We start from the raw sequence: 16,543 nt of genomic DNA on the forward strand, positions 1-16,543 counted from the left end.
TACTTTGAAAAACGGGGTGGAGAATGTGAGAGGAAAATTGCTGTACGAAGGAAAAGCCAAGCAAGTGTTTCAATCAGCCGAAAATGAGCAAGAGCTCGTGCTGTCTTATAAAAATGATGCAACAGCATTCAATGGCAAGAAGAAAGCAAGCTTTGAAGGAAAAGGCCGCTACAACAATCTTATCTCGACCCATATTTTTGAATACTTGACGAAGCAGGGCATATCATCGCATTTCATCAAGCCGCTCAGCGAAACAGAGCAGCTTGTGAAAAAGACGACGATCGTACCGCTCGAAGTAGTCGTTCGGAATGTTGCAGCAGGAAGCATTACGAGAAGGCTTGGTATTCCGGAGAAGACCGTTTTCCAACCCGTTTTGACAGAGCTTTACTATAAGGATGATAGTTTGGATGATCCGATCATCAATGATGCACATGCATTACTGCTGACGGATGTGAATGAAGAAGAACTTGCTTACATTAAGCAAGCAGCATTGGAAGTCAACCAGCATCTGCAGACGTTCTTTGACCGAGTAGGTCTGCAGCTGGTCGATTTCAAACTGGAATTCGGCCGTGACCAAGACGGCTCCATTCTTCTCTCTGATGAAATTTCCCCGGATACATGCCGGCTTTGGGACAAGGAGAATGGCGGCAAGATGGACAAGGATGTATTCCGTGAAGACCTTGGTAGCTTGATCGACGTATATGATGCAATTCTAAATCGACTGGAGGCAGCAAAATGAAAAAGGTAAAAATCTTTATCACGCTGAAAGAAGGGGTTTTGGACCCGCAAGGTAAGGCTGTACAGGAAGCATTGCAGGCAAATGGATTCCCGGATGTAGCAGATACTCGTGTCGGAAAGTACATCGAAATGACACTGCCGGATGAAGCGGATGTAGCACTGGAAGTACAGCGTATGTGTGATAAGCTGCTAGCCAATCCTGTCATGGAAGAATACAGCTATACAGTCGAGGAGGGTATACACTCGTGAAATTTGCTGTCATCGTCTTTCCAGGCTCCAACTGTGACCGGGATATGTACCATGCGGTCAAAGACGGTTTAGGAGAAGAAGCGGATCTAGTATGGTATGAAAATGCGAATCTGACAGACTATGATGCTATCTTGCTTCCGGGCGGATTCAGCTACGGTGATTATCTTCGCTCCGGCGCGATTGCATCTGTATCCAATGTATTGAACCAAATCAAGCAAAAGGCAGAAGCAGGCACACCCGTCCTTGGTGTGTGCAATGGCTTCCAGATCTTATTGGAAACAGGCTTGCTGCCGGGTGCAATGCTGCGGAATGAAAAGCTGAAGTTCATGTGTCATTACGAAACCCTTGTTGTCGAAAGAGCCGATACGATGTTCACAAGCGGCTATGAAAAAGGCCAGCAAATTCAAATTCCGATCGCCCACGGTGAAGGAAATTACTATTGTGACGATCGAACACTGGAAGAGTTGAAACGAAATAATCAGATTGTTTTTACTTACAAGAACAATCCGAATGGTTCTCGGGCTGATATCGCCGGAATCGTCAATGAAGCAGGTAATGTGCTAGGCATGATGCCTCACCCGGAACGAGCTGTCGAGGATTTGCTCGGTTCAAGCGATGGACTTGCAATGTTCCAATCCGTACTACAACACTGGAGGGAAATGTATGTTACAACAAGCTGAGATCAGTCCGGAAAAAATCGAACAAGATCGTTTGTACCGAGATATGGGTTTGACAGATGAGGAATTCCAATCTGTAAAGAATATCCTTGGCAGACAGCCAAATTTCACGGAAACAGGCATTTTCTCCGTTATGTGGTCTGAGCATTGCAGCTACAAAACATCCAAGCCACTATTGCGCAAATTCCCGACGGAAGGACCGCATGTCCTGCAAGGACCAGGTGAAGGAGCGGGAATCGTCGATATCGGTGATGACAAAGCGGTTGTATTTAAAATCGAAAGTCATAACCATCCATCTGCTGTCGAGCCTTACCAAGGCGCAGCGACCGGAGTTGGCGGTATCATTCGTGACGTATTCTCCATGGGAGCCCGGCCAATTGCACTACTGAATAGCTTGCGTTTCGGTAACCTGACGACACCGCGTGTTAAATATTTGCTTGAGGAAGTTGTCCACGGTATTGCTGGCTACGGTAACTGTGTCGGTGTACCGACTGTTGGCGGAGAAATTCAGTTTGATGCTAGCTACGAAGGCAACCCGCTCGTCAATGCAATGTGTGTCGGTTTGATCGACCAAAAGGATATCCAAAAAGGGATTGCTGCTGGTGTTGGTAATACAGTTATCTACGCAGGTGCTCCAACTGGCCGTGATGGTATCCATGGTGCAACGTTTGCATCAGAAGACTTGAGCGAAGAATCTGAATCAAAACGTCCTTCTGTTCAGGTTGGTGATCCATTCATGGAAAAACTTTTGATTGAAGCATGCTTGGAAGTGATCCAGCATGAAGCACTTGTCGGTATCCAGGATATGGGCGCAGCTGGTCTGACATCAAGTGCAAGTGAAATGGCGAGTAAAGCTGGTATGGGTATGGAAATGAACCTTGACCTAGTACCGCAGCGTGAACAGCATATGACGCCATATGAATTGATGCTTTCCGAATCCCAGGAGCGCATGCTGCTTGTCGTGAAGAAAGGCCAAGAGCAGGGCATCATCGAAGTATTCGAAAAATACGGACTACAAGCGGTTGCTGTAGGTACTGTAACGGATGACAAACAGTTCCGTCTTTTGCATCATGGTGAAGTTGCAGCAGAGATCCCGGTTGATAGTTTAGCTGAGGATGCACCAGTTTATTACAAAGAATCAAAGGTACCTGACTATTACACAGAATTCCAGACTATCGATTATAAGCCAGCTGTCATGAATCATGCAGCGACGCTGAAGCAGCTTTTGCAGCAGCCGACGATTGCCAGCAAAGAATGGGTTTATGATCAATATGATTCCATGGTTGGTGCAAGTACGGTCGTCGCACCTGGAAGTGATGCGGCAATCGTGCGCGTACGCGGAACAGAGAAAGCAATTGCAATGACGACAGATTGTAATTCCCGCTATATCTATCTGGATCCAGAAACTGGCGGCAAGATTGCTGTGGCAGAAGCAGCTCGTAATATCATCAGTTCAGGTGCGAAGCCGCTTGCGCTGACAGATGGCTTGAATTTTGGAAACCCGGATAAACCAGAGAACTTCTGGCAAATGGAAAAAAGCGTGGATGGTATGAGCGCTGCATGTTTAGCATTGGAAACGCCAGTTATCAGCGGTAACGTATCGCTTTATAACGAGTCCAATCAGCAAGCAATTTTCCCGACACCTATCGTCGGAATGGTCGGCTTGGTAGAGAACTTGGCGCATGTAACGACAAGCCAGTTCAAGCAAGCTGGTGATGCTATTTATCTACTAGGTGAAACGAAGGCTGAATTCGGCGGAAGCGAGTTGCAGAATGTACTGGAAGGACGTTATTACGGTAAAGCACCTGCTATTGATCTAGATGTGGAAGCGAGCAACCAGCAAGCAGTACTAGCTAGCATTCAGCAAGGATTCATAGCATCTGCACATGATCTCGCAGAAGGCGGTCTTGCTGTTGCATTGGCAGAAAGTCTATTCGGTACAGAGCTTGGTGCTAAGGTAACAATCGACGGTGATATGACGGCAGCGCTTTTCAGTGAATCACAGTCACGCTTCCTTTTGACGGTTTCTCCAGAAAATCAGGCAGCTTTCGAACAGGCAGTGCCAGGAGCAAAGCAAATTGGTTTGGTAACAGAAGAAGCAGAGCTTGTAATTGGACAAGATGGACGATCTATCATCTCAGAAGCAGTATCGACACTCGAGGCACTTTGGAAAGGAGCTATTCCATGCTTGCTGAAATCAAAGGCTTGAATGAGGAATGCGGCGTCTTTGCGATATGGGGACATGAGAAAGCTGCAGAAGTGACGTACTACGGCCTTCATGCCTTGCAGCATCGCGGGCAGGAGGGAGCCGGTATCGTCACGACTGACCGGGAAAACCTTCATTTGCACAAAGGAATCGGCCTGATTAATGAAGTATTTTCAGAAGGACAGTTCAACAAGCTGAACGGCAATGCAGCCATCGGCCATGTCCGCTATGCCACTGCTGGCGGCGGAGGTTATGAGAACGTACAGCCGTTGCTGTTCCGCTCCCAGAAAGATAGCCTGGCAATCGCACACAACGGAAACCTCGTTAACGCATATGGACTGAAGCAGCAGCTGGAAGCACAAGGCAGCATTTTACAGACTTCTTCTGATACAGAGGTGATTGCCCATCTGATCAAGCGCAGCGGTCAGATAGAACTGGAAGAGGCGATCAAGTCGGCTCTCAGTATGGTCAAAGGTGCTTACAGCCTTACAATCCTTACAGAAACCCAGCTGTTTGTTGCAGTAGATCCAAAAGGGTTGCGTCCGTTGTCACTTGGCCGCCTTGGTGATGCATGGGTAGTTTCCTCTGAAACATGTGCATTTGATGTAACAGGAGCGGAATATGTACGTGAAGTGGAGCCCGGTGAATTGATAACAATCAGCGATGCAGGTCTTCATACGCAGCGTTTTTCTTCCACTCTTGAAAGATCACTTTGTTCCATGGAGTATGTCTACTTCTCCCGTCCGGATTCCAATTTGAACGGCCAGAACGTGCATGCTTCCCGTAAAAAGATGGGGAAAGTGCTCTCGCAGGAAGCCCCAATTGAAGCGGATGTTGTAACAGGTGTTCCTGATTCTAGTATTTCAGCCGCGATCGGATTTTCAGAGGCTTCGGGCATTCCATATGAGCTTGGCTTGATCAAGAATCGCTATGTGGGCCGTACCTTCATCCAGCCTTCCCAGGAACTTCGTGAACAGGGTGTAAAAATGAAGTTATCGGCTGTACGCGGTATTGTCGAAGGAAAACGCGTCGTCATGGTTGATGACTCAATCGTGCGCGGAACGACAAGCAAACGGATTGTCCGGATGCTGAAGGAAGCTGGTGCAACCGAAGTGCATGTGCGTATCGCTTCTCCTCCGATTCAAAATCCATGCTTTTACGGTATTGATACATCGACGACATCAGAGCTGATTGCGGCTAATCACAGCATTGAAGAGATGCGCGAGTTAATCGAAGCAGATTCACTATCTTTCCTGTCAGTCGAGGGTCTGGAAGATTGCATCGTTGGTGACAACGATACGATGACACATGGTATTTGCAAGGCATGCTTTACAGGAAACTATCCAACTGAAATCTATCCGGATACCGTACTTCCGGCGTACAAATGTTAGGAGGGCAAGCATGAGCGAACTTTACAAGCAAGCCGGCGTGGATGTCGAAGCAGGCTATCGCGCAGTAGACTTAATGAAGAAACATATCAATCGTACGAACCGTCCGGAAGTTATCGGCGGTGTCGGCGCGTTTGCAGGACTGTTTGACTTGTCGTCTTTCTCTTATAAAGAACCGGTACTTGTTTCCGGAACAGATGGAGTTGGTACGAAGCTGAAGCTGGCTTTTGATATGGATCAGCATGATACGGTAGGAATCGACCTTGTCGCTATGTGTGTGAATGACATCATCGCTCAAGGTGCACAAGCGTTGTTTTTCCTGGATTATATCGCCTGCGGCAAAAATGAACCGGAGAAGATCGAACAGATTGTCAAAGGCATTGCTGATGGCTGTGTTGAAGCAGGTGCTGCATTGATAGGCGGCGAAACAGCTGAAATGCCAGGTATGTATGGAGCAGAAGAATATGACTTGGCGGGCTTTGTCGTAGGTATTGGGGAAAAGGCGAAGCTGATCAGCGGTGCTGATGTTAAAGCAGGAGATGCGATTATTGGGATTGCTTCTAGTGGTCTGCATTCCAACGGCTTCTCTCTAGTGCGCCGTCTGATTGAGCAGCATGGTCTGAGACTGGACGAAGTGTACGCGCCATTTGATCGTCCATTAGGAGAAATCTTGCTTGAACCGACCAAAATCTATGCAAAAGCAGTATGTGCTGTCCAAGAGAAAATTGATATCCATGGTATCTCTCATATCACTGGCGGCGGCTTCCATGAAAACCTGCCGCGCGCAGTGCCCGAGGATCTTGGAGTCCGGATACAGACCGGAAGCTGGGAGCTGCCGCCTGTCTATGAATTCCTAATGGAAAAAGCTGAGCTAGTCTTTGAGGATATGCTCGGTGTTTTCAATACAGGAATCGGTATGGCACTAATTGTCTCTAAAGAAGATGCAGAAGAAACAGTTTCCATTCTGCGAGAAGCTGGCGAAAGCGCTTGGATCATCGGTGACGTGACGGACAAGACAGGCGTGGAGTTTTCCGCATGATTCCAGCTGCCGTTTTTGCTTCCGGCAGCGGCAGCAACGCTGAAGCGATTGTGCAGGCTGCCGAATTACCTTGTACAATCCAGCTGCTTGTTTGTGACAAGCCGGAAGCACCTGTCATACAAAAAGCAAAAGAGTGGGAAGCGGAGATTTTTGTCTGCGATCCGAAGACCTTTAAAGATAAGCAAGCCTATGAACAAGCTATTCTTACTAAGCTGCAGGAAAAACAGATTGAATGGATTTTTCTAGCGGGTTACATGCGCTTGATCGGACACACTCTGCTGGAGGCATATCCAGAGCGTATCCTGAACATCCATCCGTCGCTGCTGCCAGCATTTGCCGGCAAGGATGCGATCGGACAAGCCTTGGCTGCAGGTGTGAAGGTGAGCGGAGTGACGATTCATTTCGTTGACGCGGGAATGGATACTGGAAATATCATTGCCCAAGAAGCAGTTCCGGTCCTGGAAAATGATACACATCAAACCTTGCATCAGCGAATCCAAGAAATTGAGCATCGCCTTTATCCGGAAACGATTTCGTACATACTCAAAGAACAAGATAGAAAGGAATGACTGCAATGCCACGTGCGTTAATAAGCGTATCAGATAAAACAGGTATCATCCCATTTGCCAAAGGATTGGCAGCATTGGATTTTGAGATCATTTCAACTGGAGGCACTTTGAAACAACTGCAGGAAGCAGGAATTCCAGCAGTGGCAGTGTCTGATGTGACTAAATTTGATGAGATCATGGACGGACGTGTAAAGACGCTTCATCCAGCCATACACGGCGGTTTGTTAGCTAGAAGAGATGATGAAAGCCATATGCAGCAACTGAAGGAGCGCGACATCACACCGATCGATTTGGTTGTAGTGAATCTCTATCCGTTTAAAAATACGATCGAGAAGCCAGGCGTTACAGAAGCCGATGCCATCGAAAATATCGACATCGGAGGACCGACAATGCTTCGTTCAGCTGCTAAAAACTTTGCTGGTGTTACTGTCCTAGTTGATCCAGAAGATTACGAGATGACATTGTCTGCATTGCAGGAGGGTGAGCTTTCTTATGAAGCGAAACGCCGCTTAGCAGGTAAGGTATTCCGCCATACAGCAAACTATGATGCGATGATAGCAGGTTATTTTGCTGAATTGAATGAAGAGCATGATACGGAAACATTGACACTGACATATGAAAAAGTCCAATCCTTGCGTTATGGGGAAAACCCGCATCAGGCAGCGGCATTCTACAAGGATCCAATCGTCAAAGGCGCTTCCATCGCAAATGCGAAGCAGCTGCATGGCAAGGAGCTTTCTTATAATAATATCCAGGATGCAAATGCAGCACTGGAGATCGTCATGGAATTCCAAGAGCCTGCTGCTGTTGCAGTCAAGCATATGAACCCTTGCGGTGTCGGTATCGGAGAAACTATTTCGAATGCTTTCCGAAAAGCATTCGAAGCAGATCCGACATCTATTTTTGGCGGTATTGTTGCTTTGAACGGTGAAGTTGATAAAGATACGGCATTGCAGCTGAAGGAGATCTTCCTTGAGATTGTCATCGCGCCAAGCTTCACAGAAGAAGCATTGGCTTTATTGACGGAGAAGAAAAACATCCGTTTATTGGAGCTTGCTGCAGATAAAATCCAACAACCGAAAAAGGTCGTCAGCGTAAGCGGCGGTCTGCTTGTACAGGATTATGATGCAGGTGCTGTAACAGAAGCGAATCTCACTGTTGCGACTAACCGAAAGCCGACAGAAGACGAAATGAAGAATCTTCTCTTCGCCTGGAAAGTTGTGAAGCATGTGAAATCCAATGCCATCGTTGTGGCAAAGGATGATCAGACGATCGGTGTCGGGGCAGGACAAATGAATCGGGTTGGAGCTGCTAAGATCGCCTTGGAGCAGGCTGGTGAGAAAGCAGCAGGTGCGGTGCTCGCATCGGATGCATTCTTCCCTATGCCGGATACAGTCGAAGCGGCAGTGAAAGCTGGAGTAACAGCTATCATCCAGCCAGGCGGATCAAAACGTGACGAAGATTCTGTAGCTGTATGTAATGCGCACAATATTGCTATGGTTTACACAGATATGCGCCACTTCAAGCACTAATTGTCAGGGGGAGACTTTGTGAGAGTTCTTGTTATAGGCAGCGGCGGCCGCGAGCATAGTATCGTCGCAAAGCTAGCTTCAAGTACTGAGGTTACGGCATTGTACGCAGCACCAGGTAATGGCGGTATAGCCGACTTGGCCACTTGTGTGCCGATTGATGTAACAGCTGTGGAAGACCTGGTCCATTTTGCTAAGGAAGAACAAATCGATTGGACATTTGTCGGCCCGGAAATTCCGTTGCTTGCTGGTGTCGTCAACGCTTTCCAACAGGAAGGCTTGAATGTATTCGGACCAACAAAGGAAGCTGCTTTGATCGAAGGAAGCAAGGATTACGCTAAAAGCTTTATGCGTGTTCATGCTATCCCTACTGCAGCCAGTGAGACTTTCTCTGATGCAGATAAAGCAAAAGCATATATTGCGAAAAAAGGTGCACCGATCGTTGTGAAAGCAGATGGGCTTGCTGCTGGTAAAGGTGTCGTAGTTGCCCAGACGGTTGAGGAAGCGCAGGAAGCTGTAGAAAGCATGCTAGTCGACAACCAGTTCGGCCAAGCGGGCAGCCTTGTTATTATCGAGGATTTTCTTGACGGCAAGGAATTTTCACTAATGGCTTTCGTGAATGGAGAAAATGTTTATCCGCTTGTGCCTGCTCGTGACCACAAACGCGTTTACGATAATGACCAGGGCCCGAATACAGGCGGTATGGGTGCGTATGCACCAATTCCGGATTTACAGCAGACAGTGATTGATGAAGCAATCGAACGCATTCTGAAGCCTGCTGCAGCTGGACTTGTGAAAGAAGACCGTTCTTTTACAGGTGTTTTGTACGCCGGTCTTATCGAAACAACAGACGGACCAAAAGTGATTGAATTCAATGCCCGTTTCGGAGACCCTGAAACACAGGTCATCCTGCCGCTGTTGGAGAATGATTTGCTGCAGGTCATGCAGGATGTTACAGCTGGTGAAGATCCTAAGCTGACGTGGAAGGATGCTTACGCTACCGGAACGGTCATCGCTGCAAGCGGCTACCCAGGAAGCTATGACAAGCAGCTTCCGATTCCTGATTTAACAGAACTGCCGCAGGATGTTTACTGTATCCACGCCGGTACCGAAAAAACGGCAGACGGTTATGTTTCCAACGGAGGCCGCATCTTGTTCATCGGCTCTGTACACCATAATCGTACGGATGCAGTGGAAAGTGTCAAAACAGGACTTGAAATTTTTGAAGATAACCCGAATTTCCATTATCGGACTGATATTGGCTTCGGGAAATAAAGGAAAGAAGAACTGGTATACGGGCCAGTTCTTCTTTTTTATTCTCCTTGGGAATCCTTTTCTTTCCCCTGGGAATCTTGCTCTTGATCTTGGGAATCCTGTTTATGCAAAAATTGATTGATGATGGTCATACTTGGGCAATAACGTACGATTCCTTCCGCAATTTTCATTGCGCCTGCCAGCAAGGCTAAATGGGCGGTTAACTTCCTCGGTCTTGTCACAAGAACAGCTGTTGCATATCCGACTATGCTGATTCCAGCAGTAATTCGGATCATCGCTTGTATTATCCCCATATTAGGTTTCAATTGTAGCCCCCCTTCCTTCTGTGGTCTTAGTTTCCCTGCTACTTTCAGCGTTTATGCTAGTATAAAAATTCCAATGCACGTCGTATTACGCAAATCCGCTCAGATGATGTATGATAAAAGATAAGGTAAGAAGCACATCCGTGCGTATGGGGGAGGGAAGCTGCATGCAGCTTGATAAGCTCCGTGGTGAGCATTTAGATGAATTATTTGAGGCGATACTTTCATTAAAGGATATCGAGGAATGCTATCGCTTCTTCGACGACATTGCGACAATCAGCGAAATACAATCTCTTACACAGCGCCTTCAAGTGGCGAAGATGCTCCGTGCTGGAGCGACATATCATGCAATCGTCCAGGAAACGAGTGCATCGACAACGACGATTTCCCGCGTGAAACGCTGTCTTAATTATGGTAATGAGGGTTATAATACGGTACTTGAGCGTCTGGAAGAAAAAACAGAAGACTAAGGAGCTGACATTGGATGGTACGCTTTGGTGTTGTCGGAACGAACTGGATTACAGAAATTTTTCTGGAAGCAGCTAAAAAGGTCGAAAACTTCGAGTTGACGGCCGTCTACTCACGTAAGCTAGAAAAGGCGGAGGAATTCGCTAGTAAGCACAAAGCAGTACATACGTTCACCGACATTGAAGGAATGGCGGCGAGCGGAGAAATCGATGCTGTTTATATTGCGAGTCCAAATGCTTTGCATGCGGGACAGGCGAAGATCTTCATGCAGCATGGTGTTCATGTTTTATGTGAAAAGCCGCTAGCTTCCAATACTGCGGAAGTGAAAGATCTGATACAAACGGCAAAGCAGCACGATGTGTTGCTGATGGAAGCAATGAAATCGACGTTTCTGCCGAACTTCCATGCCGTTCAGCAGAATTTGGAGAAAATCGGAACGGTACGCAGATATGTGGCACAGCTTTGTCAGTACTCATCCCGCTATGATGCTTATCGCCAAGGGACGATTCTGAATGCATTCAATCCGGAACTTAGTAATGGAGCTACGATGGATATCGGGATCTATTGCTTGTATCCGCTTGTTGCACTGTTCGGTAAGCCGAAGGAAATCAAGGCGAGCGGAACTTTGCTTGAGTCCGGCGTGGATGGCCAAGCGACAATAACGCTGACGTATGATGGAATGGAGGCGGTTGTTTACTATTCGAAAATTACCAGCTCTACTTTACCTTCTGAAATACAAGGAGAAGATGCGACCATCCGGATCGACCATATCGGTCATTTTGAAAACGTATCGATCCAATACCACGATAGCACAGAGGAAACCATCAGTGGTCCGCAGGATAACGACCATAACATGAGATATGAGATAGAGGAATTCGTGAACCTGATTCAATCAGGAAAACGGGAATCAAGTATCAACACACATGAACTGGCGCTGGCTGTAGCGGAAATCATGGAGAAAGCGCGAAGTCAGTTTGGCTTGATTTTCCCAGCAGATCGGATTCAATGACAAAAGAAGCCTGGCAATTGGTTGCCGGGCTTTCTTCGTTCGTAAACTCTTCGTATTTCCTCGCCTTAACCACTGAATTATCAAGTCGATTTTTGCTATAATGAACGTTATGGAAGCAAGTAATGGAGGATATGCACGTGTATAACATGAAAGAGTGGCAACATATATTCAAGCTTGATCCGGCTAAGGAAATCGGTGATGAAGATTTAGAGAAAATCTGTGAATCCGGTACGGACGCTATCATTGTCGGCGGTACAGATAATGTGACGCTTGATGGTGTACTTGATTTGCTCGCGCGGATTCGCCGCCACACAGTTCCGGTCATTTTGGAGATCAGCACGATAGATGCGCTGACACCTGGGTTCGATTTTTATTATGTGCCGATGGTGATGAACAGCAAGGATAAGCAATGGATCATGGGGCTGCATCATGAAGCAGTCAAGGCGTATCGGGATATGATGCACTGGGATGAAATCATGATGGAAGGCTACTGTGTCATCAATCCGGAAGCGAAGGTTTTCACACATACCCAATGCGAGCTTCCAACCGAAGAAGATACCGTTGCTTATGCGTATATGGCGGAGCATATGTACAAGCTCCCGATTTTTTATCTGGAAAACAGCGGAGCGTATGCAGATCCTGCACTTGTAAGCAAGGTAAAAAATCAGCTTTCCAATACGTTGTTATTCTATGGAGGCGGCATCGCTTCACCGGAGCAGGCAGCAGAGATGAAGCAATATGCTGATGTGATTATTGTCGGAAACAGCGTGTATGATAATATAAAGGCTGCCCTGAAGACAGTGGCTGCAGTAAAAGGAAAGAAATAAAGGCGGTGCAAACATGAGCCGATTGGCGAATGATTTAATAAATGGTTTGAATAAAGAACAGGCAGAGGCGGTACAGCATACCGAAGGACCGCTCCTGATCATGGCAGGTGCCGGAAGCGGTAAGACACGAGTACTCACGAACCGGATTGCTTATTTACTTGGTGAGAAGGAAGTGTCGCCCCGCAGTATTTTGGCGATTACCTTCACAAACAAAGCAGCTCGTGAAATGCGGGAACGTGTACACAAATTAGTTGGAGATGAAGGCTCACAGATCTGGGTTTCGACTTTCCACTCTATGTGTGTACGCATTTTACGGCGTGATATAGACAGAATAGGATACAATAGCAATTTTTCCATACTGGATACAAGCGATCAGCTTTCTGTAATCAAGCAAGCACTAAAACGGCTTAATCTAGATCCGAAGCAGTACGATCCGCGTGCGATGCTTGGTGCCATCAGCTCAGCGAAAAACGAACTGATTACACCTGACCAATACAGCAAGGAAGCTGGAAGTGTCTACGAAAGAAAAGTGGCAGAAATATTTGACCTGTACCAGAAAACGTTGCGCCGCAATCAATCATTGGATTTCGATGATTTGATCATGCAGACAATACAGCTATTTGACCGGGTGCCAGAAGTGCTGCAATATTACCAGCGTCGTTTTCAGTACATCCATGTGGATGAGTATCAGGATACGAACCACGCACAGTATCGCTTGGTGAATCAGCTGGCTTCCCGATATAAGAACCTTTGTGTGGTAGGGGACTCCGATCAATCCATTTACCGCTGGAGGGGTGCGGATATTACGAATATCCTTTCATTCGAAAAGGATTATCCAAATGCCAAGGTCGTTATGCTCGAGCAGAACTATCGCTCGACGAAGACAATACTGGATGCAGCTAACAAGGTAATTGGCAACAATACAGGACGTAAGCCAAAAAACTTGTGGACGGACAATATCGATGGCTCAAAGCTTCGTTACTATGAAGCAGCCACCGAGCGAGATGAAGCACTATATGTAACAGAGAAAATCGAAGAAATGGTCATGATGGAGAAAAAGCGGCATTACCGCGATATTGCAATCCTTTACCGTACAAATGCCCAGTCCCGATCCATTGAGGAAACGTTTGTAAAAGCGGGCGTGCCGTATCAAATGATAGGCGGCACAAAGTTCTATGACCGAAAAGAAATCAAAGACATGCTAGCTTACCTCCGTCTGATTGCCAATCCAGATGATGATATCAGCTTCGAGCGGGTAGTCAATGAACCGAAGCGAGGCATTGGTAAAACATCGATTGAAAAACTGCAGGCGTATGCGAATGAGCACGATATTTCCTTGTTCGATACGCTGAAGGAAGTTGATTTTACTGGTGTGAGCGCCAAAGCTGCCAATGCGCTTAGTGAGTTCGGAGCGATGATCAGCAACTGGAGCAAGCAGACTGAATTCCTGACTGCAACAGATATGGTCGAGCAGGTACTGGAAGGTTCCGGTTATGAGGAGATGCTGAAAGCAGAACGAAGCATCGAATCACAGAGCCGACTTGAGAACTTGGAAGAGTTCAAGACAGTAACAAAAAACTTTGAGCAGACGAGTGAAGATAAGACACTGGTTGCATTCCTGACAGATCTTGCGCTGATTGCAGATATCGATTCCATGGATGAAGATCCATCCAGCGATGATAAAGTCATCCTTATGACGCTGCATGGTGCCAAGGGGCTTGAGTTTCCAGTCGTATTCCTGATTGGAATGGAAGAGAACGTATTCCCGCATAGCCGTTCACAAATGGATGAAACAGAAATGGAAGAAGAACGCCGCCTTGCTTATGTCGGCATCACTCGAGCAGAAGAGGAGTTATTCCTCACGCACGCTAAGATGAGGACATTGTTCGGACGGACGAATATGAACCCTGTCAGCCGTTTTATCGGTGAAATTCCGAATGAACTGCTGGAAGGTATCCAAGAAACAAAACAGAATCCGTTTGGACTTGGAAGCGGCCGTCAAGTGGCTAAACCACAGGAGCAAAAGCGTATCGTACGCAAGCCGAAGCCAAAATCCGGAGCAGACGCTCTCGGCTGGGGACCTGGCGACAAGGCCGTCCATAAGAAATGGGGCGAAGGAACAGTAGTCAAGGTCAATGGAGAAGGAGAAGCGATGGAGCTTGATATCGCCTTCCCTGCGCCAGTAGGCATCAAACGGCTGCTTGCTTCATTCGCACCGATCACAAAAGCTTAACTGAGGTGGCAAGCATGAACAAAGAAGAAGCAATTCTAGAGCTTGCGGATTTGCGCAAGAAGCTCAATCAATATAATTATGATTATCATGTTCTCGATAATCCACAGGTGTCTGATTATGAGTACGACCAGACATTGAAACGGCTGCTTGATATCGAAGCGGAATTTCCCGACCTTATCACAAGTGACTCGCCATCCCAGCGTGTTGGCGGGACTCCGCTTGAATCATTCAACAAAGTGGAGCATCGCGTGCCGATGCTATCCTTGGGCAATGCGTTCAACGAAGAAGACTTGCGAAGCTTTGATAAGCGGGTCCGGAACGGCTTGGATACAGATGACTATTCCTATATCTGTGAGCTGAAGATTGATGGACTGGCTGTTTCTCTTCGCTACGATAACGGAGAGTTCGTCCAAGGAGCAACACGTGGCGACGGTACGACTGGTGAGGATATTACCCAGAATCTACGGACAATTCGCAGCATCCCGCTTCGAATTGATTTAGAGGAAGCAATCGAGGTGCGCGGAGAGGCATTTATGCCGCAAAAGTCCTTTGCAGCTCTGAATGCCCAGAAGGAAGAAAACGGAGAAGCACCTTTTGCGAATCCGCGTAATGCAGCAGCTGGGTCTTTGCGCCAGCTTGATCCGAAGATTGCTGCCAGTCGAAATCTGGACGTCTTCCTCTATGGTTCCGGTCAATGGGAGACCAATAATCTGGATTCCCATAGCGGATTGCTCGACTATTTGGAGCAGCTAGGCTTCAAGACAAATAAAGAACGCCGCCGCTGCCAAACAATCGAGGAAGTACTTGCTTATGTCGAGGAATGGAGCGCCAAACGACGTGAACTGAGCTACGAAATCGATGGTATCGTAATCAAAGTGGACAAGCGGGAACAGCAGGATGAACTTGGCTTTACGGCCCGCACACCGCGCTGGGCTATTGCATACAAATTCCCAGCTGAGGAAGTGACGACGAAGCTGTATGACATCGAGCTGAATGTCGGGCGTACTGGTGTCATCACACCGACAGCATTGCTGGAGCCAGTCCGAGTGGCAGGAACGACAGTACAGCGTGCAACCTTGCATAATGAAGATCTGATTCGCGAAAAGGATATTCGAATCGGGGATACGGTTGTCATTAAAAAGGCCGGTGACATCATTCCAGAAGTAGTGCGTGTCGTTACTGATGCACGTACAGGAGAAGAGAAGGAATTCCATATGCCGGAGCACTGTCCGGAATGCGGCAGTGAGACAGTTCGTTTGGAAGAAGAAGTGGCTCTGCGCTGTATCAATCCGAACTGTCCGGCACAGCTGGTCGAAGGGCTGATTCATTTTGTTTCCCGTAATGCTATGAACATTGATGGGCTAGGAGAGAAGGTCATCATCCAGCTGTATCGTGCTGAACTGGTGCACACCATTGATGATTTGTACAAACTCGATCGGGATGCTTTACTTGGTTTGGAGCGTATGGGCGAGAAGTCGGTGGACAATCTGCTCAAATCAATTGAAGCGTCCAAGGAAAATTCGCTTGAACGCTTATTGTTCGGGCTGGGCATCCGCTTTGTCGGAGCGAAAGCTGCTAAAACATTGGCGCAAGCCTTTGAAACGATTGACAGATTGCAGCAGGCAACCGTTGAGGAGCTTGTAGCAATTGATGAAATCGGAGAAAAAATGGCTGACTCTATTTACCAGCATTTCCAGGAAGAAAAAGTAACCCAGCTGATCGAAGAGCTGAAAGCTGTAGGCGTCAATATGACCTATAAAGGCATCAAACCGCAGGAAGTGACTGGTGACAGCATCTTCAGCGGCAAAACCATTGTCTTGACAGGAAAAATGGACGCTCTCACAAGACCAGAGGCAAAAGAGAAAATAGAAGCACTCGGCGGTATTGTCACAGGAAGTGTCAGCAAGAAAACAGATTTGCTGATTGCCGGTGAAGATGCTGGTTCCAAATATGAAAAAGCTGAGAAGCTTGGTATAGAGATATGGAATGAAGCACGTTTGATTGAAGCGTTACAGGAATAGAGAGGAGAAACAC

At 47.2% G+C, this 16,543-nt stretch carries 15 protein-coding genes; 14 read left to right on the forward strand and 1 reads right to left on the reverse strand.

The features are described 5' to 3' along the window. The first annotated feature begins 25 nt into the window (after positions 1-25). The 9 genes from purC to purD are packed head-to-tail and all read left to right on the forward strand — an operon-like array spanning position 26 to position 9,670. Complete coding sequence (gene purC, locus ABXS78_RS03705) at positions 26-739, forward strand: phosphoribosylaminoimidazolesuccinocarboxamide synthase (protein WP_366248977.1); 714 nt, start codon at positions 26-28, stop codon at positions 737-739. Next, the gene (purS, locus tag ABXS78_RS03710; RefSeq protein WP_095223435.1) at positions 736-987 is read left to right on the forward strand and encodes a phosphoribosylformylglycinamidine synthase subunit PurS; all 252 of its coding nucleotides are present in this window, start codon (positions 736-738) and stop codon (positions 985-987) included. The genes purC and purS overlap by 4 nt, the downstream gene beginning before the upstream one ends. Next, positions 984-1,667, forward strand: coding sequence for a phosphoribosylformylglycinamidine synthase subunit PurQ (gene purQ, locus ABXS78_RS03715; RefSeq protein WP_366248978.1), 684 nt, complete (start codon positions 984-986; stop codon positions 1,665-1,667). The genes purS and purQ overlap by 4 nt, the downstream gene beginning before the upstream one ends. Then, positions 1,651-3,873: a phosphoribosylformylglycinamidine synthase subunit PurL gene (gene purL, locus ABXS78_RS03720; protein ID WP_366248979.1), complete on the forward strand. Its 2,223-nt coding sequence runs from the start codon at positions 1,651-1,653 to the stop codon at positions 3,871-3,873. Before purQ ends, purL begins: the two co-directional genes overlap by 17 nt. Continuing rightward, positions 3,849-5,261 (forward strand): amidophosphoribosyltransferase, encoded by a 1,413-nt coding sequence (purF, locus tag ABXS78_RS03725; RefSeq protein WP_095223609.1) that lies wholly within the window; start codon positions 3,849-3,851, stop codon positions 5,259-5,261. Before purL ends, purF begins: the two co-directional genes overlap by 25 nt. A 10-nt stretch (positions 5,262-5,271) precedes the next feature. Next, positions 5,272-6,297: a phosphoribosylformylglycinamidine cyclo-ligase gene (purM, locus tag ABXS78_RS03730; RefSeq protein ID WP_366248980.1), complete on the forward strand. Its 1,026-nt coding sequence runs from the start codon at positions 5,272-5,274 to the stop codon at positions 6,295-6,297. Beyond that, positions 6,294-6,866 (forward strand): phosphoribosylglycinamide formyltransferase, encoded by a 573-nt coding sequence (gene purN / locus ABXS78_RS03735; protein WP_366248981.1) that lies wholly within the window; start codon positions 6,294-6,296, stop codon positions 6,864-6,866. The genes purM and purN overlap by 4 nt, the downstream gene beginning before the upstream one ends. A 5-nt stretch (positions 6,867-6,871) precedes the next feature. Continuing rightward, a complete protein-coding gene (purH, locus tag ABXS78_RS03740) occupies positions 6,872-8,398 on the forward strand; it encodes a bifunctional phosphoribosylaminoimidazolecarboxamide formyltransferase/IMP cyclohydrolase (protein WP_366248982.1) in 1,527 nt (508 codons plus the stop codon). Positions 8,399-8,416: 18 nt separating this feature from the next. Then, complete coding sequence (gene purD, locus ABXS78_RS03745) at positions 8,417-9,670, forward strand: phosphoribosylamine--glycine ligase (protein WP_366248983.1); 1,254 nt, start codon at positions 8,417-8,419, stop codon at positions 9,668-9,670. Positions 9,671-9,708: 38 nt separating this feature from the next. Here purD and ABXS78_RS03750 read toward each other — a convergent pair whose 3' ends face one another. Beyond that, entirely contained in the window at positions 9,709-9,975 is a 267-nt protein-coding gene (locus ABXS78_RS03750; RefSeq protein WP_366248984.1) for a DUF2892 domain-containing protein, read from the reverse strand. Between the two features lie 164 nt (positions 9,976-10,139). Here ABXS78_RS03750 and ABXS78_RS03755 point away from each other — a divergent pair, with 164 nt between their 5' ends. The 5 genes from ABXS78_RS03755 to ligA all read left to right on the forward strand — a co-directional run bounded on the left by ABXS78_RS03755 (position 10,140) and on the right by ligA (position 16,530). Beyond that, the gene (locus ABXS78_RS03755; protein WP_095223442.1) at positions 10,140-10,442 is read left to right on the forward strand and encodes a YerC/YecD family TrpR-related protein; all 303 of its coding nucleotides are present in this window, start codon (positions 10,140-10,142) and stop codon (positions 10,440-10,442) included. A 14-nt stretch (positions 10,443-10,456) separates the two neighbouring features. After that, a complete protein-coding gene (locus ABXS78_RS03760) occupies positions 10,457-11,449 on the forward strand; it encodes a Gfo/Idh/MocA family oxidoreductase (protein WP_366248985.1) in 993 nt (330 codons plus the stop codon). A 137-nt stretch (positions 11,450-11,586) separates the two neighbouring features. Beyond that, entirely contained in the window at positions 11,587-12,276 is a 690-nt protein-coding gene (locus ABXS78_RS03765) for a heptaprenylglyceryl phosphate synthase (RefSeq protein WP_366248986.1), read from the forward strand. A 13-nt stretch (positions 12,277-12,289) separates the two neighbouring features. After that, entirely contained in the window at positions 12,290-14,509 is a 2,220-nt protein-coding gene (gene pcrA, locus ABXS78_RS03770) for a DNA helicase PcrA (protein ID WP_366248987.1), read from the forward strand. Positions 14,510-14,523: 14 nt separating this feature from the next. Next, a complete protein-coding gene (ligA, locus tag ABXS78_RS03775; RefSeq protein WP_366248988.1) occupies positions 14,524-16,530 on the forward strand; it encodes an NAD-dependent DNA ligase LigA in 2,007 nt (668 codons plus the stop codon). Positions 16,531-16,543: the final 13 nt, after the last annotated feature.

It is taken from the genome of Terribacillus aidingensis, from assembly GCF_040703035.1.
GTDB lineage: Bacteria > Bacillota > Bacilli > Bacillales > Amphibacillaceae > Terribacillus.

What these genes read in the sequence shown, in the direction of transcription:
- purH (WP_366248982.1), top strand. Translation starts at nt 6,872, where the DNA reads ATGCCACGTGCGTTAATAAGCGTATCAGATAAAACAGGTATCATCCCA.
- purL (WP_366248979.1), top strand. Translation starts at nt 1,651, where the DNA reads ATGTTACAACAAGCTGAGATCAGTCCGGAAAAAATCGAACAAGATCGT.
- purS (WP_095223435.1), top strand. Translation starts at nt 736, where the DNA reads ATGAAAAAGGTAAAAATCTTTATCACGCTGAAAGAAGGGGTTTTGGAC.
- purF (WP_095223609.1), top strand. Translation starts at nt 3,849, where the DNA reads ATGCTTGCTGAAATCAAAGGCTTGAATGAGGAATGCGGCGTCTTTGCG.
- pcrA (WP_366248987.1), top strand. Translation starts at nt 12,290, where the DNA reads ATGAGCCGATTGGCGAATGATTTAATAAATGGTTTGAATAAAGAACAG.
- purM (WP_366248980.1), top strand. Translation starts at nt 5,272, where the DNA reads ATGAGCGAACTTTACAAGCAAGCCGGCGTGGATGTCGAAGCAGGCTAT.
- ABXS78_RS03755 (WP_095223442.1), top strand. Translation starts at nt 10,140, where the DNA reads ATGCAGCTTGATAAGCTCCGTGGTGAGCATTTAGATGAATTATTTGAG.
- ligA (WP_366248988.1), top strand. Translation starts at nt 14,524, where the DNA reads ATGAACAAAGAAGAAGCAATTCTAGAGCTTGCGGATTTGCGCAAGAAG.
- purN (WP_366248981.1), top strand. Translation starts at nt 6,294, where the DNA reads ATGATTCCAGCTGCCGTTTTTGCTTCCGGCAGCGGCAGCAACGCTGAA.
- ABXS78_RS03760 (WP_366248985.1), top strand. Translation starts at nt 10,457, where the DNA reads ATGGTACGCTTTGGTGTTGTCGGAACGAACTGGATTACAGAAATTTTT.